Source organism: Ralstonia mojiangensis (assembly GCF_023955645.1).
Classification (GTDB): Bacteria; Pseudomonadota; Gammaproteobacteria; order Burkholderiales; family Burkholderiaceae; genus Ralstonia; species Ralstonia mojiangensis.
The window spans coordinates 224,593-247,719 of the sequence record NZ_JAMXHU010000005.1 but is presented as its reverse complement, the minus strand read 5'-3'; the positions used below and the strand labels follow the sequence as shown (position 1 = coordinate 247,719).

General features: G+C 65.7%; 23 protein-coding genes. 9 read left to right on the top strand and 14 right to left on the bottom strand.

The window, feature by feature from the left end; all coding sequences use genetic code 11:
* Nucleotides 1–25: 25 nt before the first annotated feature.
* The 9 genes from NG898_RS21560 to NG898_RS21520 form a co-directional block, all read right to left on the bottom strand.
* The gene (locus NG898_RS21560; protein WP_252694345.1) at nt 26–358 is read right to left on the bottom strand and encodes a YnfA family protein; all 333 of its coding nucleotides are present in this window, start codon (nt 356–358) and stop codon (nt 26–28) included.
* A 68-nt stretch (nt 359–426) separates the two neighbouring features.
* Nucleotides 427–1,374, bottom strand: coding sequence for a carbohydrate kinase family protein (locus tag NG898_RS21555; protein ID WP_252694344.1), 948 nt, complete (start codon nt 1,372–1,374; stop codon nt 427–429).
* Entirely contained in the window at nt 1,371–2,879 is a 1,509-nt protein-coding gene (gene xylB, locus NG898_RS21550) for a xylulokinase (RefSeq protein WP_252694343.1), read from the bottom strand. Before xylB ends, NG898_RS21555 begins: the two co-directional genes overlap by 4 nt.
* A 68-nt stretch (nt 2,880–2,947) precedes the next feature.
* Complete coding sequence (gene dalD, locus NG898_RS21545) at nt 2,948–4,363, bottom strand: D-arabinitol 4-dehydrogenase (protein WP_252694342.1); 1,416 nt, start codon at nt 4,361–4,363, stop codon at nt 2,948–2,950.
* Nucleotides 4,364–4,393: 30 nt separating this feature from the next.
* Entirely contained in the window at nt 4,394–5,503 is a 1,110-nt protein-coding gene (locus NG898_RS21540; protein WP_252694341.1) for an ABC transporter ATP-binding protein, read from the bottom strand.
* Nucleotides 5,504–5,537: 34 nt separating this feature from the next.
* Entirely contained in the window at nt 5,538–6,254 is a 717-nt protein-coding gene (locus NG898_RS21535; protein ID WP_252694340.1) for an HAD family hydrolase, read from the bottom strand.
* Complete coding sequence (locus NG898_RS21530) at nt 6,251–7,072, bottom strand: carbohydrate ABC transporter permease (RefSeq protein ID WP_252694339.1); 822 nt, start codon at nt 7,070–7,072, stop codon at nt 6,251–6,253. Before NG898_RS21530 ends, NG898_RS21535 begins: the two co-directional genes overlap by 4 nt.
* On the bottom strand, nt 7,069–7,977 hold the full coding sequence (locus NG898_RS21525; RefSeq protein WP_252694766.1) for a carbohydrate ABC transporter permease: 909 nt from the start codon (nt 7,975–7,977) through the stop codon (nt 7,069–7,071). The genes NG898_RS21530 and NG898_RS21525 overlap by 4 nt, the downstream gene beginning before the upstream one ends.
* A 61-nt stretch (nt 7,978–8,038) precedes the next feature.
* A complete protein-coding gene (locus tag NG898_RS21520; RefSeq protein WP_252694765.1) occupies nt 8,039–9,244 on the bottom strand; it encodes an ABC transporter substrate-binding protein in 1,206 nt (401 codons plus the stop codon).
* A 336-nt stretch (nt 9,245–9,580) separates the two neighbouring features.
* Between NG898_RS21520 and NG898_RS21515 the strand changes: the two genes are divergently transcribed.
* The gene (locus NG898_RS21515; protein WP_252694338.1) at nt 9,581–10,534 is read left to right on the top strand and encodes a sugar-binding transcriptional regulator; all 954 of its coding nucleotides are present in this window, start codon (nt 9,581–9,583) and stop codon (nt 10,532–10,534) included.
* Nucleotides 10,535–10,555: 21 nt separating this feature from the next.
* Nucleotides 10,556–10,864 carry a DUF1272 domain-containing protein gene (locus NG898_RS21510; RefSeq protein WP_092972069.1) on the top strand — a complete coding sequence of 103 codons (309 nt, stop codon included), beginning with the start codon at nt 10,556–10,558 and terminating at the stop codon, nt 10,862–10,864.
* 4 nt (nt 10,865–10,868) lie between these two features.
* On the opposite strand, the gene NG898_RS21505 is transcribed toward NG898_RS21510, so the two are convergent.
* Nucleotides 10,869–11,891 carry a TraB/GumN family protein gene (locus NG898_RS21505; RefSeq protein ID WP_252694337.1) on the bottom strand — a complete coding sequence of 341 codons (1,023 nt, stop codon included), beginning with the start codon at nt 11,889–11,891 and terminating at the stop codon, nt 10,869–10,871.
* Nucleotides 11,892–11,932: 41 nt separating this feature from the next.
* Entirely contained in the window at nt 11,933–12,544 is a 612-nt protein-coding gene (locus NG898_RS21500) for a TetR/AcrR family transcriptional regulator (protein ID WP_252694336.1), read from the bottom strand.
* A gap of 111 nt (nt 12,545–12,655) precedes the next feature.
* Here NG898_RS21500 and NG898_RS21495 point away from each other — a divergent pair, with 111 nt between their 5' ends.
* A complete protein-coding gene (locus NG898_RS21495) occupies nt 12,656–14,176 on the top strand; it encodes an MFS transporter (protein ID WP_252694335.1) in 1,521 nt (506 codons plus the stop codon).
* Nucleotides 14,177–14,188: 12 nt separating this feature from the next.
* On the opposite strand, the gene NG898_RS21490 is transcribed toward NG898_RS21495, so the two are convergent.
* On the bottom strand, nt 14,189–15,367 hold the full coding sequence (locus NG898_RS21490) for an ATP-binding protein (protein WP_392397899.1): 1,179 nt from the start codon (nt 15,365–15,367) through the stop codon (nt 14,189–14,191).
* A 199-nt stretch (nt 15,368–15,566) separates the two neighbouring features.
* Between NG898_RS21490 and NG898_RS21485 the strand changes: the two genes are divergently transcribed.
* From NG898_RS21485 to NG898_RS21470, 4 genes are all read left to right on the top strand, one after another.
* Nucleotides 15,567–15,968: a DUF2946 domain-containing protein gene (locus NG898_RS21485; protein WP_252694333.1), complete on the top strand. Its 402-nt coding sequence runs from the start codon at nt 15,567–15,569 to the stop codon at nt 15,966–15,968.
* A gap of 84 nt (nt 15,969–16,052) precedes the next feature.
* Nucleotides 16,053–18,371, top strand: a complete 2,319-nt coding sequence (locus NG898_RS21480; protein WP_252694332.1) for a TonB-dependent receptor — start codon at nt 16,053–16,055, stop codon at nt 18,369–18,371.
* Nucleotides 18,371–19,624 carry a sialidase family protein gene (locus tag NG898_RS21475; protein ID WP_252694331.1) on the top strand — a complete coding sequence of 418 codons (1,254 nt, stop codon included), beginning with the start codon at nt 18,371–18,373 and terminating at the stop codon, nt 19,622–19,624. The genes NG898_RS21480 and NG898_RS21475 overlap by 1 nt, the downstream gene beginning before the upstream one ends.
* The gene (locus tag NG898_RS21470; protein ID WP_252694330.1) at nt 19,621–20,127 is read left to right on the top strand and encodes a redoxin domain-containing protein; all 507 of its coding nucleotides are present in this window, start codon (nt 19,621–19,623) and stop codon (nt 20,125–20,127) included. The genes NG898_RS21475 and NG898_RS21470 overlap by 4 nt, the downstream gene beginning before the upstream one ends.
* A gap of 248 nt (nt 20,128–20,375) precedes the next feature.
* Here NG898_RS21470 and NG898_RS21465 read toward each other — a convergent pair whose 3' ends face one another.
* Complete coding sequence (locus NG898_RS21465; RefSeq protein ID WP_252694329.1) at nt 20,376–20,660, bottom strand: hypothetical protein; 285 nt, start codon at nt 20,658–20,660, stop codon at nt 20,376–20,378.
* Nucleotides 20,661–20,677: 17 nt separating this feature from the next.
* Nucleotides 20,678–21,436, bottom strand: coding sequence for a sulfite exporter TauE/SafE family protein (locus tag NG898_RS21460; protein ID WP_252694328.1), 759 nt, complete (start codon nt 21,434–21,436; stop codon nt 20,678–20,680).
* 132 nt (nt 21,437–21,568) lie between these two features.
* Between NG898_RS21460 and NG898_RS21455 the strand changes: the two genes are divergently transcribed.
* Both NG898_RS21455 and NG898_RS21450 read left to right on the top strand, forming a co-directional pair.
* Complete coding sequence (locus NG898_RS21455; protein WP_252694764.1) at nt 21,569–22,453, top strand: LysR substrate-binding domain-containing protein; 885 nt, start codon at nt 21,569–21,571, stop codon at nt 22,451–22,453.
* Nucleotides 22,454–22,598: 145 nt separating this feature from the next.
* Entirely contained in the window at nt 22,599–23,120 is a 522-nt protein-coding gene (locus NG898_RS21450; RefSeq protein ID WP_252694327.1) for a hypothetical protein, read from the top strand.
* The last annotated feature ends 7 nt before the right edge of the window (nt 23,121–23,127 follow it).

The window sequence follows — 23,127 nt, the reverse complement described above, 5'->3', positions numbered from 1 at the left end:
AACCTAAATATCGGGTGCAATCCGATCAATTGGCCGGCGGTTGCAAGGCGATCACGGCCATTCCCGTCAACGCGATGGCCGCACCGCCGATGTCCCAGCGCGTGAGCGTCACGCCGTCCACCAGGCGCAGCCACACCAGCGCCACGGCGATATACATGCCGCCGTATGCGGCATAGGTGCGGCCTGCGGCGGTCGGATGCAATGTCAGTAACCATGCAAACAGCGCCAGCGAGGCGGCTGCCGGCAGTAAGAGCCAGACCGGCTTGCCCTGCCGCAGCACGAGCCAGGGCAGATAGCAACCAACGATTTCCGCCACGGCGGTGACGGCAAACAGCACGGCAATGCGAAGCAGTTCCAAAGCGGGCCTCGAGGCAATCAAAACGACGGGGCAGATTTTGGCATGCGGGGCTGCGCTGCCGCTTGGTCTCAGGCGTGCGAGGCGGCGTGCGCCTGCAGCAGCGCATCGACTTCCTCCTGCGTGCCCGCATACGCGCCGGCGCGTGTGGCAGTGAGGGCGGCCGCGGCGGCGGCTTGGCGCAAGTGCGCTTGCACGGGCGCGTCGGGCGATTGCAGCAGGCTCGCCAGCCAGCTTCCCATGGCGGCATCGCCGCAGCCGACGGTGTCCGCCACCGGCACGGCAAAGGCCGGATGTGCGACGCGCGCATCGTCTTGCCCTCGGTGCCCTGCTGGCAACCATTCCATGCCATCGGCCCCGAGCGTGAGCAGGATGTCGGCCTGCGGCGCGAGCGTGCGCAGCGTGTTCAGCGGATCGGCATCACTGGGGAAAAGCTGGCGCAGATCTTCATCGGACACCTTGATGACAGACGCGATGGCGGCCATGCGCAGCAGCAGCGGCGCGTAGTGCGGTGCGTCCATCGCCGTGCGCCAGTTCGGGTCGAAGGTGATGCGCGTGCCTTGCGCGGCCAGCGTTTCAGCCAACGTCACGAGGCGGCTGCCCAGCGGCTCGCGCGCCAGGCTGATGCAGCCGAAGTGGGCGATCTCCACGGCCGTTTGCCAGCCCGCTGGCAGGGCTTGCACATCGAAATGCAGGTCGGCGCTGTCATCGCCCACGAAGAAGTAGTGCGGGGGCTGGGTGGATGTGACCATTGCCAGCAGCGGTGAGCGGTCGACCCGCTGCAGAAAGCGCAGGTCAAGGCCAGCCGCCTGAGAATCGGCGAAGAGCGCATCGCCGAACACGTCGTTGCTGATGGCGCCCGCATAGCCCGTGGGCACACCCAGACGCGCCGCCATGCGCGCCACATTCCAGCACGCGCCGCCCGGTCGGGCGAGCCATTGGCCGTTGCCCTGGTGCAGGAAATCGGTCAGCGCTTCACCAAAGACGAGGAGGCGGGGCAATGGCAGGAAGTCGGTCATGCGGGCAAGGGCAGGTCAGTCGTTTGGGAGGAAGGTGTAACCGGCAGCGGCGAAGCACGCCGATACAGCGCACGGAATGTCGACAGCCGTTCAGCAAGGCGCGCGTGGCGTGCGGCATCGGGCCGATACGTGGCTTGTACGGGCGGCTTGGCGCAGACGGCTGCTTCGATGCCGCCGTCGGCCATCCAGCCCAGGCGCGCGGCACCGAGCGCGCCACCGGCTTCGCTGCCGACATGCGTTGTCAGTTCGGTGTTGAGCGTGTCAGCCAGCAACTGCGCCCAGAATGGACTGCGCGAGCCGCCGCCCACAAACGAGAGCGAGGCCACCTGCGTGCCGGCTGCACGCAAGGCGTCCAGGCCATCCGCCATGCCGAACGCGACGCCCTCGATCACGGCATAACCGAGCGCGGCACGGTCGCTGGCGTGTGTGAGATTGTGGAAATGCCCTTGCGCAAACGCGTCGTTGTGCGGGGTGCGCTCACCGCAGAGGTAGGGCAGGAAGAACGGCGCTGACTGGCGTTCCGTTTGTTCCGTGGCGGCCAGCGCAGCGATTTCAGGCAGCAGCGTGGCTTCCGGCACGCTCGTCAGCCGGCAGAACCAGCGCAGGCAGCTTGCCGCGGACAGCATCACGCTCATCTGGTGCCAACGCCCCGGCAGCGCATGGCAGAACGCGTGCACGGCTTGAGCCGGATTCGGGCGGAAGCGGTCGTTGACCACAAAGATCACGCCCGACGTGCCGAGCGACAGAAAGCCATCGCCCGGCTGGGTCGCGCCGATGCCCACAGCGCTGGCCGCGCCATCGCCGCCGCCGCCGGCAACGACGACGCCATGCGCGAGGCCCCATGCATCGGCCACCTCGGGCAGCAGCGTGCCGCTGGGCGCGCTGCCTTCCACCAAGCTTGGCATCTGGCGGCGTGACAAGCCCGTCGCGGCGAGCAGTTCGTCGGACCACGCGCGCTGTGCCACGTCCAGCCACAGCGTGCCGCCGGCGTCCGATGGGTCGGATGCGCGCTCGCCCGTCAGGCGAAGGCGCAGGTAATCCTTGGGCAGCATCACGCAATCAATGGCGTTGAACACATCGCGCTCATGGCGTGCGCTCCACAGCAGCTTCGGCGCGGTAAAACCGGGCATCGCGAGGTTGCCTGCGACGGTGTGCAGGTTAGGCACGCGGCGGGTGAGCTCAAGGCACTCGGCGGTGCTGCGTGTGTCGTTCCAGAGCATGGCGGGGCGCAGCACGCGGTTGCGTGCGTCGAGCAGCACCGCGCCGTGCATCTGGCCCGACAGGCCGATCGCGCGTGTGGCGGCAAAGGCTTCCGGTGCGGCCTCGCGCAGCTTGCCGATAGCGGCGCTGGTGGCCTGCCACCAGTCTTCCGGCGTCTGCTCTGCCCAACCCGGATGCGGCCGCGATACGGTGAGCGGCTCGCCCGCCGTGCCGACGATGGCGCCCGCTGCATCGAGCAGCAGTACTTTGACTTCCGAGGTTCCGAGATCGATGCCGAGGTACATGGGGCCGCCGGGTCCGGTTGCTTGAACCGTGGATTGTCGCGCGAATCTGCTGATACGTTGGTTGGCAACTAACCGGCCGTTGCGGCTTGTTCGACTGCCAGCCACGCCCGCACACGCTCGATGGCGTTGCGAACAAGGCTCGTGAGTGCTTCTGTGCCCGCGAGATTGCCCCACAGTGCGGCGTTCCGGCAGTACACCGCCACCGGGTCATCGGCCTCAAGCATGGCTTGCGCGGCAACCGGATCGAACTGGCCATCCTGATAGGCATACGGCAGCGTGCCCGCATGCCAGCGCTCCAGGAAGACGAAGAACAGTGCCGGCAGCATCGCCGTGGCAAGCGGCACATGCCCGCGCGCGAACGACTCCGCCAGTGTGGGCGTGATGAACCCCGGGATTTTCGAAAAGCCGTCTGCTGCCACGCGCTGGTTGGTGTCACGGATGTGCGGATTGGCGAAGCGGTCGAGCACGGTGTCGCGGTAGGCGGCCAAGTCGATGGGGCAGGGCTGATTGGCAGTGAGGCACGGGATGACATCGTCGGTCACGTAGTCGTACGCCATGCGGTGGATGGACGGCACGGCACCGCTTTCGTCAATCGTGTGCAGCCCCAACAGCGTGCCGGCCCAGGCGATGCAGCTATGGCTGGCGTTGAGCACGCGAATCTTTGCTTCTTCGTACGGCAGCACAGAAGGGACGAACTCGACGCCCACACGTTCGAGCGCTGGCCGCCCGGCACGGAAATCGTCTTCCACCACCCATTGCGCAAAGGTTTCGGCCATCACGGGGCAGCGGTCTTGCCAGCCGGTCTGTGCGGCCACGCGTTCGCGCAAGGTGTCGGTCGGGCGTGGCGTGATGCGATCGACCATCGTGTTCGGCGTGCTGGCATGTGCGTCGAGCCATGCAACGAGGCCGCTGTCGCCTGGTTCGCCGCGCAGCGTGAGGAACTGGCGCAGGCCGCTGCGGAAGCGCTCGCCGTTGTGGCGCAGGTTGTCGCAATTGAGCAGCGTGAGTGGCGCGCCGCCACGCTGCAAGCGCAGGTGCAGCAGACGGGCCAGCGCGCCGTATAGCGTGCAGGCACCGCCGCGCAGGTCAGCGGCGATGTCTGGCTGCGTCGCGTCGAGTTGGTGCTGCTGGTCGAGGTAGTAGCCGCCTTCCGTCACGGTAAAGGAGATCACGCGCGTATCGGGCGCCGCCCCGATCCCGCACAGCGCCGCGAGTTCGGCATCCCATGGCACGACGGCATCGATGGATTGGACGCGCGTGTACGCGCGATGGCCGGCGGTGTCGACGGTCTCCAGCGTGTAAGCGCCGTGCTGGGCAGCGAGGTCATGCAGCAGCGTGCCGGCATCGTCGCGGATATTGGCAAGCGCCAGGCGCCACGATGTGTCGCCGGTCTCGCGAAGGCGATGCAGATACCACGCCTGGTGCGCGCGATGGAAGGAGCCGGCACCCAGGTGCAGCCAGGTGGAGGAGGTCGGGGAAGGCATGATCGTGTGCAACGTTGGGCGGTGTGAACCTCAGGCGGCCTGTTGGGCCTGGGGCGCCTGCAGGCGCGCCAGCGCACGGCCTTCGGCGTCGAACAGGTGGCAGTGCGCGGCGTCGGCAGACAACGTGATGGCGCTGCCGTGGGCGAGCCGGGTCGATTCCGGCACGCGCAGCACCAGGCCGTCGGGTGCGGCTTCGCAGTCGGCATGCAGATAGGCCACGTCGCCCAGGGACTCGATATGCGTGACGGTGCCCTTCAGGGTGCCGGCCGCGTCCAGATGCAGATGCTCCGGGCGGATGCCGAGCGTGACGGCATCCCCCGCACGCAGCTCACCGGGCGATACGGCCACCGGCTGTTGGCCGCCCGCGAGCGCCACGGAGACGCCCGACGCATCGGCACGATCAACGACGCCACGCAGGAAGTTCATCTTAGGCGAGCCGATGAAGCCCGCCACAAACTGGCTGGCCGGGTGGTGATACAGCGTTTGCGGAGAGCCGACCTGCTCGATGCGTCCGTCACGTAGCACGACGATCTTGTCGGCCAGCGTCATGGCTTCCACCTGATCGTGCGTGACGTAGATCATGGTGGTCTTGAGCGCGTCGTGCAGGCGGGCAAACTCCAGGCGCATCTTCACGCGCAGCGCGGCATCGAGGTTGGAGAGCGGCTCGTCAAACAGGAAGACCTTTGGCTCGCGGGTGATGGCGCGACCGATGGCCACGCGCTGGCGTTGGCCGCCGGAGAGTTGGCGCGGCTTGCGATCGAGCAGCGCGTCGATGTGCAGCACTTCGGCGGCACGGCGCACGGCAGCGTCGATAGCCTCGCGCTTCATGCCCGAGAGCTTCAAGCCAAAGGCCATGTTGTCGTACACGCTCATGTGCGGATACAGCGCGTACGACTGGAACACCATCGCAATGCCGCGCTTGGCGGGCACCACGTCGTTCACACGCGTGTCACCGATCAGCAGGTCGCCGCCATCGATGCCTTCCAGACCCGCAATCGTGCGCAGCAATGTCGATTTGCCACAGCCCGAAGGGCCGACAAAGACAACGAATTCGCCATCGGCAATGTCGAGATTGATGTCGTGCAGGACGGTGTTCTGTTCGTAACGCTTCTGCAGATTGCGCAGGGTCAGGCTGGCCATGGCGAGGTCTCCTTGGGCGTGTTCTGTGTGCGGATCAGGCGGGCGTGGCGAGCGTCGACGTCAGCGCATCGGCCAGTGCCCGCATGTCGGTAAAAACGTGGCGTGCGCCGGCAGCCAGCAGGCGCTGTGTGGCGACTGCCGGCATATGCGCCACGCCGGCAAAGCCAAATACGGTCAGGCCGGCGGCTCGGGCGGCACGCACGCCGGTGTCGCTGTCTTCAATCACCAAGCATTGCGCGGGACCGGCGCCCAGGCCCGCACACGCGGCGAGATACACGTCAGGTGCCGGCTTGGGCCGCGGTGTTTCGTAGGCGCTGTAGATGTGCGGGCCAAATACGTCGAGTAGGCCGGCCCTTCGCAGGCTCGCTTCAATGCGCGGGCGGCTGCTGTTGCTGGCGACGGCCTTGGGCTGCGGCAGCGTGGCGAGCAGGTTGGCAATGCCGGGCACGGGCTGCGATTGCGTGGCGCAGTCGTGTTCGACGTCGGCCAGCACCTTGGCTAGTTGCGCGTCGGACAGATGAAAGCCGATGCTGCTCTGCAGCTCAGTCAGCAGTGCCATCGTGTTCATGCCCAGGCGCGGCTCGAGCATGTCTTCCAGCGCGGCGGATGAAAGATGCGGCACGTGCGGACCGAGCGTGCGGATCAGCGCGCGCAGTGCCACCGATTCGCTGTCGATCAGCACGCCGTCGCAATCGCAGATCAGGTAGGCGGGGGCGCGCGCGTTGGCATATTCGTTGGCATGTGGCGTCATTTCACGGCCCCGAACGTCAGGCCACGCACCAGTTGCCGTTGTGCCAGCCAACCGAGCACGAGGATCGGCGCAATTGCCAGTACTGAAGCCGCCGACAGCTTCGCCCAGAACAGCCCCTCGGGGTTGGAGTACGACGCGATGAACACGGTGAGCGGTGCGGCATCGATGCTGGTCAGGTTCAGGCTCCAGAAGGCTTCGTTCCACGACAGGATGAGCAGGAGCAGCGCCGTGGAGGCCAGCCCCGGCAGCATCGTCGGCAGCAATACGTAGACGAGTTCCTGCCAGAGGTTGGCGCCGTCCATGCGTGCGGCTTCCAGAATCTCGCGCGGCACGTCGTTGCAGTAGGTGAAGACCATCCACACGGCAATCGGCAGGTTGGCGAGCGTGTAGACGATGACGAGCGCGGTGATGGAATCCAGCAGGCCCGCCGTCTTTGCCAGCAGGTACACCGGCAGCAGCACGCCCACGGCCGGCATCATCTTGGTGGACAGCATCCACAGCAACACCTGCTGCGTGCGCTTGTTCGGGAAGAACGCCATCGCATAGCCCGCCGGAATGGCAATCGCCAGCGCCAGCAGCGTGGAGAGGATCGACACCGCCAGCGAGTTGCCGAGAAAGCTCGGGTAATGCGCGCGCTCCAGCACCTCGCGGAAGCTGTCGAGCGTGGGCGTGAACCACAGCGTGGGCGTATAGGCCTCCTGCTCGGTCTTGAAGGCAGTGAGCGCTGCCCACGCGATCGGGAAGAACAGCACCAGGGCAATCGCCCACGCCAGCACGCCGGCAAGCCGCGTGCGCCAGGTTGCGGTGAGGGCGCTCATTGCTCGTGCACTCCCTTCAGGTTGCGGGCCAGCATGCGGACGAGGAAGAACGCCACCACGTTTGCCAGCACCACCGCCACGATGCCGCCCGCCGACGCAATGCCGATGTCGAACTGCTGCAGGCCGAGGCTATAGACGAAGTAGGCGAGGTTGGTCGTGGCCGTACCGGGGCCGCCCGCGGTGGTGGTGTGGATTTCGGCAAAGATCGAGAGCAGGAAGATGGTCTCGATCATCACCACCACGGCAATCGCGCGCTTCAAGTGTGGCAGCACGATGTGCCAGAAGATGCGCACCGGGCTCGCGCCGTCGAGCTGTGCGGCTTCCTTCTGCTCGGGGTCGAGCGATTGCAGCGCCGTCAACAGGATCAGGAAGGCAAACGGCGTCCACTGCCACGCAACGATGATGATCACGGAGAGCATTGGCTGCGTGGCGAGCCAATCCACCGGCTCAGCGCCGAACAGGCGCGCCACCCAGGCGGCCAAGCCGTACACGGGGTGCAGCATCATGTTTTTCCAGATGAGCGCCGCCACCGTCGGCATGACAAAGAACGGGCTGATGACCAGAATGCGCGCCACACCGCGCCCCGCAAACGGCTGGTCGAACAGCACGGCCAGCAGCGTGCCCGCCACGACGCTGATCAGCAGCACCGAGCCGATCAGCACCAGCGTGTTGCCGATGGCCGGCCAGAAGGCGGGGTCTTCGACCAGGAAGCGGTAGTTGTCGAGCCCCGCCAGGCCGGTCTGATCCGGGTTGAGCAGGTTGTAGCGGCTGACGGAGAAATACAGCGTCATCGCCAGCGGCACCGTCATCCACAACAGCAGCACCAGCACCGATGGCGACACCAGCAGCGTGGGCAGCCAGCGCCGCGCGCGCTGTGGCTGGGCCGGTGACGGCGTACCACCCATGCCGTTCACCCGCGACTCCAATACATGTTCCATGACACCTCCTGGCGCAGCAGCGGCTGCATCACTTCAGATAGCCGCCTTGGCGCATTGCCCGCAGTGCCTGCGATTGCGAAACACGGAGCGCGTCGTCCACAGTCGTCTTGCCTGTGAGCGCGCCGGCAATCGCCTGGCCAACCACCGTGCCCAGCGACTGGAACTCCGGAATCGTCACGAACTGCACGCCGGTGTACGGCACCTTCTGCGCAGACGGATCGTTCGGGTTGGCAGTCTCGATGGCGTGGCGCACGAAGCTCGAGAACGGCGCAGCCTTCTGGTAGGCCGGGTCGTCATACGTCGATGCACGCGTGCCTGGCGGCACCTCGCCCCAGCCCTGGGCCTTGGCCACGGCGCGGATGTAGTCCTTCGATGTCGCCCAGGCCGCGAACGTCTTGGCAGCCTCCGGCGATTTCGACGACTTCGGCACCGCGAGCGCCCAGATCCACAGCCAGTGCGAGCCCTTCGGTGTGCTGGCGATGGGCGCATTCGCAAAGCCCACCTTGTCGGCCACCTTGGAATCCTTCGTGCTGCTGACCATGCCGGCGGCAACGGTCGCGTCGATCCACATGCCGCACTTGCCGCCCGAGAACAGCACGAGGTTTTCGTTGAAGCCGTTGCTGCTTGCGCCGGGCGGGCCGTATTTCTTCAGCAGGTCGACATACGTGTTGACCGCCTGTTTCCACTGCGGCGTGTCGATGGTCGGTTGCCATTTCTCGTCGAACCAGCGGCCGCCGAACGTGTTGACCATGGTCGACACCAGCGCCATGTTTTCTCCCCAGCCCGCCCGGCCGCGCAGGCAGATACCGTACACACCCTTGGCGGGGTCGTGCAGCTTGGCGGCGAACTTGGCAATGTCGTCATACGTGGGCTGCTCGGGCATCTTCAGGCCCGCCGCGCTGAACAGATCGCGCCGGTAGTACGTCATCGAGCTTTCGGCATAGAACGGTACGGCGAAGAGCTTGCCGCCCAGCGAGAGCCCATCGCGCACGGTCGGCAGCAGGTCGGCCGCGTCGTAGCTGGCGGGCATGTCCAGCGGGGCGAGCCAGCCTTTCTTGGCCCACAGCGGCGCTTCATAGCCGCCAATCGTCATCAGGTCGAACTGGCCGCTGCCGGTGGCGATGTCGGTGGTCACGCGCTGGCGCAGCACACCTTCTTCCAGCGTGACCCAGCGCAGTTTGATGTCGGGGTGCGCCTGCTCGAACTGGCTCGACAGCTTCTGCAGCACGATCATGTCGGGGTTGTTGATCGTGGCAATCGTGAGCGTGGTGGCCGCGGCATGCGCAGTGATAGCGCAGAGCGCGGGGAAGGCAGCGAGGGCGGTCAGCTTGAGTAGTTGGGATGGGCGGGCCATCCCGCGCAGAAGCGTGCGGAACATGCAGTCGTCTCCTTTCTTGGAATGTGGCGATGCGGGCGCACCGCCTGGACTTGCTTCGGGTTTTGAGCAATTGTCCGTGTTGTGAGCAAATAATCGGATGCGATGTTGCGCTTGTCAAGCAAATGCTCGTTAAAAGGGCAAAAGCACGCTACGATGCGTCTCATATCGCCAAGGTTCTAGAGGAGGCGCTGCGTGTCCAAGCAGCAGGAAAAACGAGACCAGGCCGCGCGTGCGGCGTGGCTTTACTACGTGGGCAACCACACGCAACACGACATCGCCGAGCAGTTAGGCGTGTCGCGCCAGATCGCGCAGCGGCTGATCGCCTATGCGGTGGAGCACGGGCTGGTGAAGGTGCGCGTGACGCACCCGGTGTCAGCGTGTCTGGAGTTGGCGGAGAACCTGCGCAGCCGTTTCCGGCTGGAGACCTGCCATGTAGTGCCGGCCAGTGCCGACGACGCAGACGCTGCCCAACGCATGATTGCCGTGGCCGCCGCAGAAATCATGGAGCGCCACCTGCTGCCCGATGCGCCGCGCGTGGTGAACGTCGGCTCGGGCCGCACGCTGCGCGCCGCGATCGACCAACTTCCCGATCTTGACCGGCCGCAGCATCGCATCGTCTCGATGGTCGGGGCGATTGCGGCGGATGGCTCGTCCAACCGTTACGACGTCGCGCTTGCCGCGGCAGAGAAAACCCGCAGCCGCTATTACCTGCTCCCTGCGCCGCTCGTTGCCGACAGCGCCGAAGACACCCGGCAGTGGTGCCAGCACCGGCTCTACGGTGTGGTGGCCGATCTGGCTGCGCAGGCGGATGTCACCTTCATTGGTGTCGGCACGATCGGCCCCGGTTGCGCATTGCAGGTCGACGGCTTCATCAGTGCGAAGGATGTGGAAGATCTGCTCGCCCATGGCGCGGCAGGCGAGTTGATCGGCCGGCCAATCGACGCCCAGGGGCGCTTGCTGGATGTGCCGCTGCAGACCCGCATCACCAGCTTGCCGCTCAAGCCGATGCCATCTCGCCCCGTGATCGCCATTGCTGGCGGTGTGGCCAAGGCGGGCGCGATCGGGGCGGCATTGCGAGGTGGCTGGCTGACCGGTCTTGTGACCGACGAGGCGTGCGCGCAGCGGATTCTGGCTGCAATGGACTGAAATCACCACACCGAGGACGCAATGCTCGAACTCCGCCCAACTTGCGAACACTGCAACACGGCGCTGCCGCCCAACGCGACGAACGCGCGCATCTGCTCATTCGAATGCACGTTCTGCGCGACCTGTGCAGACGGCGTGTTCGGCAATGTGTGCCCGAACTGCGGTGGCGGCTTTACGGCGCGGCCGATCCGCCCGTCGAAAGATTGGAGAAACGGCAATTTCCTGGGCAAGCACCCGGCCAGCACGACGGTCAAGCATCGTCGCGCAGACTTGGCCGCGCATGCCGAACTGGCGGCGGCTGTTGGAGCCACGCCGCCGGAAAAGCGCTGAGGGTCTAACGCGGTGCAGCCGCCGGCAACACCGGCGTCACCTTGTATCCGCGCGCGGCCAGCAGCGCCGGAATCCCCTTGGGCCCGATCATGTGCAACGCGCCCACGGCAGCAAACACGCGTTGGCCGCTGTTGTGCACGCGCGCAATGTTGTTAGCCATGGCGCGGTTGCGGTTCGTCACCAGGCGTTGGAAGGCGCGTTTATCCGTCGCCGTCTTCAGGCAATCGCACCACTGCGGATAGTGCTCCAGCGTGCTGATGTCGCTGTCGGCCCAGGCATTGGCGAGCGTGAGCGTCTGCGTGCGCGCCTCGCCCGATTCAATCGCGTCGAGCACGGTATCGAATTGCTGTGCAACCTCGTTCTTCGGCACGATCTCGTTGAGCACGTGCACCTGCTGCACCAGTGTTTCGAGCGGCACGATCGGCAGATGGACGCTCTTGGCGTAGGTCGTGAGAAACAGGTCGATGCCGAAATCGGGATAGAGCCCGTCCGTGCGCACCCCCAGCACCGCCAGCGAGGCCAACTGCATGGTCGGCTGAAACTTGCGGATCTGTGTGAGGGCCGTATCGGGCAGGCACGCGGCCGAGAGCAGCTTGTTGAAGCGCTCACCGCGCCGGCCAGCCATCAGGCGGCGATCTTCTGCGCTGTTTTGTGCTGTGAGCGGTTTGCGGTCGACGTCCTTGTCGAGCAGGTCGAGTTCGAGCGCGATGCTGTCAACCTGCTGAAGCGCGCTGCGCACGGTCGGGCCGGGCAGCATCCAGTCAGCTCGTGCGACATGGATCGTCCCGTAGAGCCACGACGTGTGACCGTTCTTTTCGATACGCCAGAGCAGGCCGTGGTCGGTCGCGCGTTGCGCGGCGGCGGCCCAGCCGTCCTTGGGGATGAAGCTGGAGGCCGGGGGCGGACAGTTCGCAGCTGGTGCCTGTGCCTGCGCGGGCGTTGCGTCTTGCGCCACAGCGGCGCCCGCGCCCGTCAGCAGAAAAAACGCGGCCGCCAGCGCGCGCCACGTGGTGCGATTGCGTGCCATTTGGCTGCTCCCCGAAATATTGTTGTGGTCGTCTGTGCAGTTTAGCGGGCGCAGACCATCGCGTCCCACGCGGCCATCGCGCAATCGACGGTCGCGATCAATGCTTCACGCGAGGCGCCGTCGCGCGCCTGGATCGACAGGCCGTTGAGCACGGTCGCGTAGTAGCCGGCCAGGGCATCGGCGTTGGCCGTGGCGGGCACGTCGCCTTCATCCATACCGCGGCGGATGCGCGTTCGGATGGCCTCGATGGTTTCCAGCCGGATCGCGCGCAAGTCCTCCTGCACTTGTCGATTGGGGGCCGAACACAGCAGCGCGCCGAGCACCACCATGCATCCGCGCGGCGCGTCGGGCTGGCTGAAGGCAAGGGCGTTGCTGCGCAAAAGCGCGTCGATGGATTCGCGCGCGGTAGCAGGTTCGGTCAGGGCGATGGCCGTGGTGCTGCCGGCCGTCTGCCGATACAGCGCGACGGCCTCGCGAAAGAGCGCTTCTTTCGAACCAAATGCCGCGTAGAAGCTCGGCGCGGTGATGCCGCCCATCGCCAGCTTGAGTTCGTCGAGCGTGGTGCCTTCGTAGCCGCGCGCCCAGAACACGGTCATGGCCTGGCGCAAGGCTTCGTCGCGATCAAAGGTGCGGGGGCGTCCTCGTGTCGCCATGATGAAGTCCTGAAATCCCTATTTCTGTACCGGTCAATATATTAATCCTTGACGTCGGTCGTGTCGCCTCGTTAATTTGTATACCGATCGATACAAAAATAAGAGGCTCCCTTGAATACGACGATTTCGCATCGCCCACAACACGCCGGGTGCTGGCTGGTGCTGGCGGCGGTTTGCATGGCGGGGCTGGTCCTGCCGCTGTCTTTCACCGGTGCGGCGGTGGCCACGCCGGCCATCGGCCGCGCGTTGGGCGGCAGTGCCACGGCGCTCAACTGGGTGGTCAATGGCTTCATGCTGGCCTTCGGCAGTTGCTTGATGGTGGCAGGAGCGATGGCCGATTCGTATGGCCGCAAGCGCGTGTTCGCCAGTGGGATCGCGCTGTTCGTGCTGGCATCGATTGGCGTCGCGCTGGCGCCCAGCGTGAACGCCATCGGGTGGTTGCGCGCGCTGCAGGGCGTGGCGGCGGCGATGTCGCTGGCGGGGGGCTCGGCTGCGCTGGCACAGGAGTTTGACGGGCATGCGCGCATTCGCGCCTTCAGCCTGCTGGGGACGACCTTTGGCGTGGGTTTGGCCTTCGGGCCGTTGATTGCGGGCGCGCTGGTACAGACGCAAGGCTGGCGCGCCATCTTCGTGCTGTGCGCGGCGGTGGGCGCGCTGGCTTTTGTGTTTGGCGTACCGCGCATGCGGGAAACACGCGATCCCGATGCGCGCGGCGTGGATTGGGCCGGCGCCGCAAGCTTTACGGCCACGCTTGTCCTGCTCACGTGGGCGCTGATGGAAGTGCCCGAGCGCGGCTGGGGCGACGGCGTGGTGCTGGCGTTGTTCACTGCGTCAGCGCTTGGGCTGGCCGTGTTCGTCGCCATCGAGCAGCGCGTGGTCAGGCCGATGCTGGATCTGTCGCTCTTCCGCTTCCGTCGTTTTGTCGGCGTGCAGTTCTTGCCGCTCGCCACGGCGTGCTACGTGGCGATGCTGGTGCTGCTGCCCGCGCGCCTCATCGGCATCGAGGGGCAGGGCGAAACCGAGGCAGGCATCACGATGATTGCCTTGTCGCTCCCGTTGCTGGTGGTGCCGCTGCTGGCGGTGCAACTCGCGCATCGGTGGTCCGCTGCGGCGCTGACGTGTGGCGGGCTGCTGGTGGCGGCGATGGGCTTCTGGTGGCTGGGCGATGTCGCGCCGGGCCAGCCGGCCGCCGCGTGGATTCTGCCGATGCTGCTCACGGGCTTCGGCACCGGTTTCGCGTGGGGGCTGATGGATGGCCTGTCGGTGAGCGTGGTGCCCAAGGAGCGCGCGGGTATGGCCACCGGCATCTTCAGCACCACGCGCGTGGCTGGCGAGGCGATTGCGCTGGCCATGGTGGGCGCGGTGCTGACGGCGCTTATCGTTTCGCAGGCCGGCGCGTCCGGCAGCTCGAACGTCGCGACCTGGATGGAGGCCGCACATCGCACCGCCATGGGCAACGTGCCCGCAGCGTTGGCGCTGCTGCCAGCCGGATCGGCGCCGACGCTCATCTCGGCCTACGTTGCCGCGTTTGCGCAGATTGCGCATGCGCTGGCCGTCGTATCCGTGGTGTCGGCGGTCGTGGTGTGGGGCCTGCTCGGCCGCACGCAGGCGGTGCCGGTGGCGGCTGTTTGACGATCTGGTGCGCTACTCGCTTAACCGCGGCGGCACGGCATGCGCGCCCCGCGTCTCGCGAAACCACAGCGCCAGGCTTTCGTCTTCCAGCGCGTAGGCGCCGCGGGACTCCTTCCAGATCAGGTTCTTGTCGCGCAGCGCGTCAAGCGCGGCTTGCACCGTGGCGGTGGAGAACTCGCTGTGGCCAAGCTTGGCCGCATACGCCTTCATCGACTCTTCAGAGAACGGCGAATAGCTTTGCCCGCGCTCGATCAGCACCGCCAGCACGGCACGCTGGATTTCCGTCAGCGCGCTGTAATCGCTTTCGATCTCGCCCCAGATGCGATCGCGAAAACCCTGTGCGCCGCGCTTGAGCAGCTCGCCCAGGCTGGCGGCTTCACCCAGCTCCAGGGCGATCTCGCTGACGATGCCTTTGAGCATCTCCGGCCGGTGCCCGACCAGTTGGAAGGCGGCAAACATGTCGTCTTCCTTGAACTGGTTATTCGGCGCCAGGTGCTGGTTGACCCACGCCGTGTACGCCGATACATACGGCCGCCCCAGCAGCGGGAAGTTCGTCACGCGCGAGCCGAAAAACGGCTGCGTGCGATTGAGCAGCAGGTTGGCGAGCTTGTCGCGGTTCGACCCCGTAAAGACGAGGAAGAGCCGGGGTTCGTCCACGCCCTGGTTCATCTGGTCCCGCGCGGCCTTGAGCGCGAACATGGCGTTGGTGCCGGCCTCGGTGGACAGCGCATGTTGCGCCTCGTCGATGATCAGCACGACAGGCCGCTGCACCGCCTTGTAGAGCACATCGAGCGCGTCGGCCAGGGTGATGCCCGGCGGCAGCCCGATCTTGCCGAGGTTGAAGGTGAAGGTGCGCAGCACGTCGACCTTTTCCATGCCGGCCTGCTTGGCCAGCTTCGCGATCGGCCCGTCGAACTGCGCCAGCTTCGATTTGATGGCATCTGCGATCAGCAGGCCAGGGTCCCGGGCGCGGTCGGCCCATAAGTCCACGTAGATGGCGATCCACTTGCGGCGCTCGACTTCGGGCACCAGGTCTTCGCGCAGGAACGTGCTTTTGCCTGTGCGCCGGGGGGCCGCCAGGAAGAGCCCGGACCGCGCGTCGGCCAAACCCTTGCCTTCCAGGCTGTCGCACAGCGTGTTGGCAAGGTCCTGGCGGTGGAAGTTGAAGCGGGCGGTGTCGCCGGAGTCGATTCGGGAATCCATGGAAAGCCCTGTTTTAGACCTGATTATGGAAATCGGTATAAATTATAGTTGATCCAATAATTAAGGCTAATTCCGATCGAATTGCCAGTCGATCTCCGTCGATTTGCCGTTGCGCGGCACTGTGCCGCAGGCAATTCGAGGAACTGTGTGCAGCGCTATACTCCACACATTCTGACGTTGTCCACCCATGCTCCATCGCCGCTGGCTCTTCCTCGTCTGGCTTGCGATCGTACTGAACGTACTGTCGCCGGTGCTCGCTTCCGCCCGTGCGGCGGCCACGGGCACCCTTGCCGTCGAGCTGTGCAGCGCAACGGCACCGCATGGCAGCACCGTGCAGGTTGCCATCGATCTGCAAGGCGATGGCTCCGCCGACGATTCGGCCGCCCACCACAGCGTGGCGCACTGCCTGTATTGCCCGGGGTTTGCAGCCGGGATGGCGCTGGCCTCGGTTCCGGCGCTGGATGTTCCTTCCGCCCATTTCGTCTATCGCGTGCGGCAGCCGGCCAGCCCGGCGCCCGTGTACGCGCGCAGCGCGCTGCGCGTGGCAGAGTCTCGCGCGCCTCCCGTGTCTCCGTCGTTGTCGATCTGACGCGCCTGCGGGGGTGAACTCCGTGGCGCCTTTGCGTCTGGCCCTTGTTGCGGCCAACGCCATCGCAATCCGGAGACCTTTCCGATGTCATTCCACAAGCGCGCTGGGGCTGCTGCCCCAAAGCGCACGCTGGTGTGCCGTGCTGCGCTCGCCCTGAGCGCGGCGGCACCGCTGTCCGCTTTTGCTGCTGAAGATGCGGCCCCCGTGCCCGTGCCTGTCACGCAGGAACTCGCGCCCACCGTGGTGCGGGCCAACGCCAACCCCACGCCGTTCGCCCGCAATACGCCGGCGGTCGTGCAAAGCGTGACGGCAGATCAACTGGCCGACCGCAATGTCGTCACCACCGAAGACGCGGTCAAATACCAGCCCAACGTGATGGTGCGCCGCCGCTTCATTGGCGACCGCAACTCCATCTTCGCCGGCCGCGATTTCAACGAGATTCAAAGTGCACGCGGCCTGCTGTATGCCGACGGCATCTTGCTCTCGAACCTGCTGGGTTCCAGCTACAGCTACCCGCCGCGCTGGTCGATGGTCGGGCCGGATGACCTGGCGCGCGTCGATATTTTGTATGGGCCGTTCTCGGCGCTGCTGCCCGGCAACTCGATGGGCACGACCATCGCGATGACGTTGCGCCGTCCCGAAAAGTTCGAGGCCGCGGCGCAGACGCAGGTGATGAGCCAGCACTACAACGATGCATACGGCTTTTCGCGCAACGTCACGGGCAATCACGAGAGCGCGTCGCTGGGCGACCGGATCGGCAAGTTCTGGTATGCGCTGTCGGTCGACCGGCTGGAGAACGACAGCCAGCCGATGCAATACGCCACGCCCAACTCGAGGTTCACTGCGGGCGGCACGCCCGTGCCGGTCACGGGTGCGCGGCAGGATCTTGGCCCCAACGGCCAGCCCCGCATGATTCTCGGGCCGCAGATGCTCGAGCGCACGCAGCAGCTGCAAGAGACCCTGCGATTCGGCTACGTGTTCAGCGACAGCCTGGAAGCATCGCTCACGCTGGGCCATTGGGAGAACCATTTCAACGACCAGGCGCTCAGCTTCCTGCGCGATGCGGCCGGCAACACCGTCACGGGCGGCAATGTGCTGATCAACGGCACGCCGTACACAATTGCTCCGAACACCTTCGCCCCACAAAACGGCGACCAGGAAAACTGGCTCTACGGCCTGGGCGTGAAGGGCAAGATCGGTGGCTGGAAGATCGACGCCAACGCATCGGCCTACAACGTCTCGCGCGACATCCTCCGCGCGTCGAACACGGCGGCCGGCAATGGGCCCGGCACGGTGTTCTACGGCGACGGCACCGGCTGGTCCAACTTCGACATCAAGGCGACGTCGCCCACGGTGTCCGGCCATACCTTCACGACCGGCTACCACTACGACCAATACCACCTGCGCAACCAGACCTTCAACGCGACGAACTGGTCGACGGAAACGCTGTCCACGTTGAAATCCAGCTACCAGGGCGACACGCAAACGCAGGCCGTCTTCCTGCAGGACGCGTGGGCGTTTGCGCCGCGCTGGCTCGCCACGCTGGGCCTGCGCTATGAAAGCTGGCGCGCCTACAACGGCCAACTGGGCAACGGCGCGAGCACGTTGGGCTACGCCAGCCGTACTGAAGACGCGTTTTCGCCCAAGGCCGCCATCCAATGGCAGGCCACGCAAGACACGCTGCTGCGCTTGTCGTATGGCCGTGCGGTGCGCTTCCCGACGGTGGCGGAGCTGTTCCAGGGCACGATCAGCGGCAACACGATCGTCAACAACGACCCGAATCTCAAGCCTGAACGCGCCAATGATTTCGACTTCACCGTCGAGCAGGCTGTGGCCTACGGCGTGCTGCGTACCAGCCTGTTCCAGAGCGACGTGCGCGACAGCATCTACACGCAGACCAACATCACCGTCACGCCCAACGTGACGAACGTGCAGAACGTCGATCGCGTGCGCACGCGCGGCATCGAACTGGCGTATTCGGGGCAGGACGTTCTGCAGGATGCGGGTGTGCGCGGCGTGGACATTGAGGCCAACGTCGCCTTCACGCAATCGAAGACGCTGGCCGACGCTGCCAACCCAACCTACGTCGACAAGACCTGGCCGCGCATGCCGCGCGTGCGCGCCAATCTCTTTGCGAGTTGGCATGCCACGCCCGACTGGACGGTGGGCGCAGGCGTGCGCTATTCGGGCCGCCAATACGGCACGCTTGACAACACCGATGTGCTGCCGAACGTCTACGGTGGCACCAGCAGCTTCTTCACCGTGGACCTCAAGGCCAGCTACCGCATCGATAAGCACATCACGCTGGCGCTGGGCGTCGACAACCTGACCGACCGACGGTATTTCGTGTACCACCCGTATCCGTCGCGCACCTTCTATGGACAACTGAAATGGCGTCTGTAATGCAGTCGATTCCTCGATTCCTTGCCGGTGCGCTGCTGGCTCTTGCGGCAGCGGTGGCGCTCGCGCACGAAGGCCATGACCACGGCGCCATGGCAGCCAAGCCGGCCGCCAAACCGCAGCTCGCCACGACGGCCGCGTTCGACAAGGCAGGGCGCCTGTGGGTGACGTGGGCAGAAGGACAGCACGTGGTGGTCGCCTCGTCCGACGATCTCGGCAAGACGCTGTCCGCGCCGCAGCGCGTGAACCCGCAACCCGAGCCGATCTACACCGACGGCGAGAACCGTCCGAAAGTCATCGCCAGCCCGGACGGTGCGCTGTATGTAAGCTGGTCGCGCCCGCTTGACGCGCCGTATACGGGCTTCGTGCGTTTCTCGCGCTCGCTCGACGGTGGCAAGACATGGAGCGTGCCGGTCACCGTCCACCACGATCGCCAGCCAATCACGCACCGCTTCGATTCGATTGCCGTCGACAGCGCCGGCCGCATCTTCGTCACGTGGATCGACAAGCGCGATCTGCAGCGCGCGCAGGCAGCCAAGCAGCCGTACGACGGCGCAGCGGTGTATTACACCGTTTCGACCGACCGCGGCGCCACCTTCGCACCCGAGCGCAAGGTCATCGACCAGACCTGCGAATGCTGCCGCATTGCGCTGGCGCCCGATGTCGAGGGCCACATGCTCGCGCTGTGGCGCAACGTGTTTGCCGGGCAGATTCGCGACCACGCATTGGCGACATTACCGATCGATAACACGCCGCTTGCCGTCACGCGCGCGACGTTCTCGGAATGGCGCGTTGATGCCTGTCCGCACCATGGCCCCGCGTTGGTCGTTACGGCGGATGGCGTGCAGCACATGGCGTGGTTCTCTGTGCAGCAGGACAAGCCTGGCCTGTTCTACAGCCGGCTCTCGGCCGACGGCAAGCCGATCGGCGGCGCATGGTCCTTTGCCGGTTCGGCACAAGCTGGTGCGCAGGCATCGCACCCCGCGCTGCTCGCGGCGGACGGTGCGCTGTGGCTGGTGTGGAAACAGTTTTCCGAAGACCGCATGCAGATCCTGCTGCGCAAATCCACCGACGGTGGCGCGCACTGGGCAGCGCCCGCCAGCGTGGCAAATACCAATGGCGGCAGCGATCACCCGCAACTGCTCACGCGCGACGGCCGTGTCTACCTGTCGTGGCGCACGCAGGCCGAGGGCTACCGGCTGATCGATATCGGCAATGTCAGCCCGTCCAATCCATCATTGGAGGCATTGAAATGAAGGGACGATGGAAATCGTTTGCGATGGGCGTGGCGCTGGCCGCAGCCGCTTTTGCAGCGCAGGCCGCGGGCGCCCTGCAATTTCAGCCGCTGCATGCGCGCGATGTGCCGGCACTGCTGCAGACGCCACAGGCGCGCCCGCTCATCGTCGAAATCTGGTCACTGGAATGCAGTTACTGCCGCGAGAACATCGCCCGCATCGCGCAATGGCGGCGCACCGCCAAGAAGAACGTCGATGTGGTGATGGTGTCGATGGACGGCCCCGAGCAGGCCGAGATGCTGAACCGCGCCCTGGCGCCGCTGGTCCGCGACAGGAAGGTCGGCATTGCGCGTGTGCCGCAATATGCCAATGCCGAAGACATGCCGGAGCGCTTGCGCGCCGCGCTCGACCCTGGCTGGCAGGGCGAGATGCCGCGCACGATCATCCTGCGCCCGGACGGCAAGCGCCATGCATCGAGCGGGTTGCTGACACCGCAGGCACTGGACACAGCGCTCAGGGATTAATCAGAAAATGACGCGGACCCCCCTCGTTGTTGGGGTATGGCGGGGGGCGCGCACTTTTTATAATGGCATCGCTTTGTGAATTCCGGCGCATTGCTCGTTCACAAAGCACACCCGACCATCTTTCGTCGTCAAAGGCTGAAGATGTTAAGCCCGCCCGCCCCCCGGCCCGCGGGCTTTTTCTTTGCCCGATCGATACTGGATTTGTATTGAACGGGCCTGTGCTGCGGGGGGCGGATGATAACGCGCCCTCAGCGCGTTGTCGCGTGCGAAGAAGAGGGGTATTGCGCGGAAGGGCGCTCCGCATCATCGGATGCCGCACCCAGGCCCACCGCCACGGCGGCCAGCAGAAGAGCCACACCACGCGCGATGTAGAACACCGCCTGAGCCCCCGCCATGTCCGGCTTGGCAGAGGTGGTTTCAGCAAGATGGGCGCGCCCGGCATTGCGCGCTGCCCGATCCCGATGGGGATGCGGATCACGATAGGCGCGTGGCGCGAGCGTGCGGTGCGTCGGATGAGGCTGCATGTGCGACATGGCGGTTCTCCCCATGCTCAAACGTGTGACCAGGCGCGCCAGAACAGCAGCGCCGTCATCGAAAAGCCGAAGGTGGAAATCAGCACCCGCACAACCGGAACCGGCAAACGCTTGCCCACATGGGCGCCCAGATAGCCGCCCAGCGCAGCAGCCACCAGCATGACCAGCGTCTGCGGCCACCACACCATCTTCGCCAGGGCAAAACAGACCACGGCCACGAGGTTGGTTGTGCCCACGAGCAGCGTGCGGGAGGCGTTCAATGCTTTGATGTCGTCGTGGCCGAACAGTGCCCAGACGGCCATCATCATGATTCCCACCGCGCCACCAAAATAGCCGCCATAGATGGCCAACGCACCTTGCGAGACCAGCAGCGTGGTCCGCCCGATTTGCATGCGCTGGCGCAGCCACACACCGGCCTGTTTGCCGAAGGTAAATGCGAGCGAGCCGATCAGCAGCAGCCACGGCACGATGAAATCGAACGCGCGAGACGACGTGTTCATCAGCAGCAGCGCGCCGAGCAGGCCGCCCACCAGGCTGATCCCCACCATGGCCCGCATCGAGACGTGTCCGAACCCGCGATAGTCCGCGCGATACGCCCACGCCGAGGTGGCCGCGCCGGGTAGCAGCGCCACCGTGCTCGACGCATTGGCAAAGACTGATGGCACACCCGCGAACATGAGCGCGGGCAGGGTGACAAACGAGCCGCCGCCCGCCAGCGCATTCATCATGCCGGCGAGCAGGCCCGCGCCAAAAAGCAGCAGCGTGGCGGATTCCATTGGGGGCGAATTTGGGGGTGTTCTGTTTTTGGGATGCCTCAGTTTCCGGCACTGGGAATTGCGCCGCAATCTGCGATACATTGACCCTGCCTCAGGGTGAAACTGAGGCTCATGCCAATTTTGAGATGCATCGTGCGCTTTGACCTGACCGACCTGCGACTCTTCCTCCATACCGCCGAAGCCGGCAGCATCACGGCGGGGGCCGAGCGTGCGCACCTGACATTGGCGTCGGCCAGTGCCCGCATCCGCGGCATGGAAGACACCCTCGGCGTGCCGCTGCTCACGCGCAACCGGCGTGGCGTGGAAACGACCGCCGCCGGCCGTACGCTCGTCCATCACGCCCGCGTTGTCCTGCAGCAGATGGATCGCATGCGCGGCGAGCTGGGCGAATACGCGCGTGGCCTCAAGGGCTACGTGCGGCTGCTTTCCAACACGGCAGCCATGACCGAGTTCTTGCCAGAAACGCTCAGCGCTTTCCTGGCTGCCCATCCTGAAGTGGATATCGACCTGGAAGAGCTGGTCAGCCACGAGATTGTCGAAGCGATTGCGCAGGGGCGTGCGGACATCGGCATCGTCAACGACGCGGTGGACTTGTCCGGGCTGGAGACCTTTCCGTTCCGCCACGATCGCCTAGTGCTGGTGACCGCGCGCGACCACCCGCTGGCCGAGCGCCGTGAACTGGCCTTCGTTGAAACCTTGCAGGAAGATTTTGTGGGCCTGACGGGCGACAACGCCTTGCAGGCGTATCTGGCCGGGCATGCCGCGCGCGCCGGCCATCGGCTCAAATACCGCGTGCGGCTGCGCAGCTTCGACGCCGTGTGCCGTATGGTGGAACGCAACGTGGGCGTTGGCGTCATTCCCGAGCACGCGGCAATCCGTTTGCAGCGCTCCATGGGCATCCGCCGTGTGCGCCTGACCGACGCCTGGGCGACGCGCCTGCTTCGCATCTGCGTGCGCCATTTCGAAGATCTGCCCGTCTTCGCACGCCAGTTGATCGAGCATTTGCGCGAGGCCTGAGTGCGTTGCGCGTCCGTCATTTGGCGGAGGGATGTTGTTTGAACTCGCGCGTGTGAAAACGCGTCGGTACACTGCAAGCAGTTGCGGGCCGCACAGCGCCACAGACGTGCGGCGCCGCATCAACCCTCCGCTCATGGAGCACATCATGGCGTCTGCCGGTGTTCCCCCTGGTGTTCCGCCGATTGGCCTGCTGCACGCGGCGCGTGCGTTGCGCATCTATCGGCGCCACGAGATCAATGCGCTGGCGTGGATCGCGCTGGGCGTGTGCCTGCGCAGCCCGGCGCCCATGGTCGCCATCAGCGTTGCGTTGCTCATCGTGTGCGCGTGGTCGCTCACGCGGCACATCCAATATCTGAAGCCCCTGTATGAACTGCCGGTGTTCAGCCGCCTGCTGGCACACAGCGGCATGGCATTCGCGGCCATCAATGCGGCGCTGCTGGCGGTGGAACTCGCCACGGGTGCGGGACGCGGCGCATGGTTCGACGCCGACGGCTGGCTTGCGCCCGCTTGGCCGCAGATCCTGCCGGACATGGCCGGCACGATTGAGCTGATGCTGGTCAGCGCCCAGTGGATCGTCGTGCTGGGTGTCGTGGTTGCCGCAACGGCCTGGGCATGGCTGAGCCTGGGTGGCGGCCGCTCGCTGCGTTTTCCGCCGCGCTCGCAATGAGTGCATG